Annotated in this window: 2 protein-coding genes and 2 tRNA genes; 1 reads left to right on the forward strand and 3 read right to left on the reverse strand. The window is 61.2% G+C overall.

Annotated elements, in window-relative coordinates; all coding sequences use genetic code 11:
* The 3 genes from ACOZK4_RS05160 to ACOZK4_RS05170 form a co-directional block, all read right to left on the reverse strand.
* Positions 1-681: GTP-binding protein (locus ACOZK4_RS05160; protein ID WP_421590837.1), on the reverse strand; the 681-nt coding region annotated here is incomplete at its 3' end.
* A 219-nt stretch (positions 682-900) separates the two neighbouring features.
* Positions 901-974, reverse strand: a tRNA-Gly gene (locus ACOZK4_RS05165).
* 27 nt (positions 975-1,001) lie between these two features.
* Positions 1,002-1,086 (reverse strand) — tRNA-Tyr (locus ACOZK4_RS05170).
* 258 nt (positions 1,087-1,344) lie between these two features.
* On the opposite strand from ACOZK4_RS05170, the gene rlmB reads away from it, so the two are divergent.
* Positions 1,345-2,220, forward strand: a complete 876-nt coding sequence (gene rlmB, locus ACOZK4_RS05175) for a 23S rRNA (guanosine(2251)-2'-O)-methyltransferase RlmB (protein ID WP_421590838.1) — start codon at positions 1,345-1,347, stop codon at positions 2,218-2,220.
* The last annotated feature ends 28 nt before the right edge of the window (positions 2,221-2,248 follow it).

Genomic DNA, 2,248 nt, shown 5'->3' on the forward strand with positions numbered 1-2,248 from the left:
GCCCGTCACAACCGTACCACGGCCCGAGATCGAGAACACGTCTTCGATCGGCATCAGGAACGGCTGGTCGATCGGACGCTCAGGCGTCGGGATGTAGGCGTCGACAGCGGCCATCAGCTCGCGGATCGCGTCTTCACCGATCTTCTTGTCGGAATCTTCCAGAGCGGCCAGAGCCGAACCCTTGACGATCGGAATGTCGTCGCCCGGGAAGTCGTAGGACGACAGCAGTTCGCGAACTTCCAGCTCGACGAGCTCGAGAAGCTCGGCGTCGTCAACCTGGTCGACCTTGTTGAGGAACACGACGATCGCGGGAACGCCGACCTGGCGGGCGAGCAGGATGTGCTCACGCGTCTGCGGCATCGGGCCGTCAGCAGCCGAGCAAACCAGGATCGCGCCGTCCATCTGGGCAGCACCGGTAATCATGTTCTTGACGTAGTCGGCGTGGCCGGGGCAGTCGACGTGCGCGTAGTGGCGGTTCGGCGTCTCGTATTCGACGTGTGCCGTCGAGATGGTGATGCCGCGCGCCTTTTCTTCCGGGGCAGCGTCGATCTGGTCGTACGCCTTAAACTCGCCGAAGTACTTCGTGATCGCTGCCGTCAGCGACGTCTTGCCGTGGTCGACGTGGCCGATCGTGCCGATGTTTACGTGAGGCTTGTTGCGCTCAAACTTGCTCTTTGCCATCTCTTTATTTCCTACTGAACGAAAGTTGGGCTAACCGGCCCGTCCGGTTTGGCAGGCGTTTAAGGCTTTCGCAACGAATGCGCAAGCTTTAAATGCACGATGAAAACCGCCGGAAACGAGCTGAGGCAAGCCAGATAGACCATAGATCGGCATGCAGAATCGCTTTTTCAAGGCAAAGCCTTAGTGCGAAGCGCTGATTCTCTTGATCAAGAAATCGGATGGAGCGGGTAGCGGGAATCGAACCCGCGTATTCAGCTTGGAAGGCTGCTGCTCTACCATTGAGCTATACCCGCGGGGAGGTCTTGATCCGTGCAACAGAATGGTGGAGGGAGTTGGATTTGAACCAACGTAGGCTGAGCCAACGGATTTACAGTCCGTCCCCTTTAACCACTCGGGCATCCCTCCATTATTCTGTCGGGATCAAGCGACCAGTTCGACCTGCAGGCGGTGCCTTGTCGGCGGCGCCTTCGATCTGGCGGCGTATATGACGGGCACAATTCGTCCTGTCAACACGACGTCACGGAAAAAATTGAGAAAAATGTCGTCGCTGACGCCCGCCTGTGGATGGCGTCCTTTGCGCGTCCCGCGCTCCGCTTGAATTTTTCGTATGGCGCCGATGCAAAACCGCTGCACACTTTTGCGCGACATGTTCTATAAGGCGCCATGAGCAAAGACGATACCGGCGGCAAGTCCGCAAAAGACACCCATTACGCAAAACTGCGCCGAGCGCATCGCGACCAGAAGCGCGACCGCGGCGATATCCCGACACCACGGGACGACCGTCGCCGCAAGCCGGCCGAGGGCTGGAAAGCGCCCGCGCTTACGCCCGACCAGGTCTGTCTCTACGGCCTGCACACGGTGCGGGCGGCCCTCGACAATCCCGAGCGCAAGATCATCAAGCTTTCAGTCAGCCTGAATGCCGCCCAGCGGCTGGAACTGCCCGATCTTGCGACCCTGCCCTACCCGGTCGAAACCGTGCTGCCGTCGGACCTCGACAAGGTGCTCGGCCCCGAGGCGATCCACCAGGGCGTGATGCTGGAGACGCGGCCCCTGCCCGTCCGCCGGCTGGAGGCGCTGAAGGACAGCCCGCTGCTGCTCGTGCTCGACCAGGTGACGGATCCGCACAATGTCGGCGCCATCATGCGCTCGGCCGTCGCCTTCAATGCCGGTGCCGTCATCACCACGCAGCGCCATTCGCCGACGGAATCGGGCGTGCTCGCCAAGACTGCTTCCGGGGCGCTGGAGCTGATCCCCTATATCCAGATCACAAATCTTTCGGATGCGCTGGAGGAGTTGCACAAGCTGGGCTTCCTGACCATCGGCCTCGATTCGGAAGGTCCCGCGCCGCTCGAAGGCACGCTTTCCGGCCAGCGTATCGCGCTCGTTATGGGCTCCGAGGGCAAGGGCCTGCGCCAGAAGACGCGCGCCACCTGCAAGGCGCTCGCCCGTCTCGACATGCCCGGCGCCATCAAGTCGCTGAATGTGTCGAATGCCGCCGCCATCGCGCTTTACGCCACGCAGCGTCATCTCCTCGGCTGAACACGCAGCATGCAAAGAAACACGAAGG

Origin of the sequence: Shinella sp. M27 (assembly GCF_049199905.1) — a bacterium.
Taxonomy (GTDB): domain Bacteria; phylum Pseudomonadota; class Alphaproteobacteria; order Rhizobiales; family Rhizobiaceae; genus Shinella.

Bases quoted from the DNA above. Each gene is read 5' to 3' on its own strand.
- rlmB (WP_421590838.1), top strand. From the start codon at position 1,345: ATGAGCAAAGACGATACCGGCGGCAAGTCCGCAAAAGACACCCATTAC.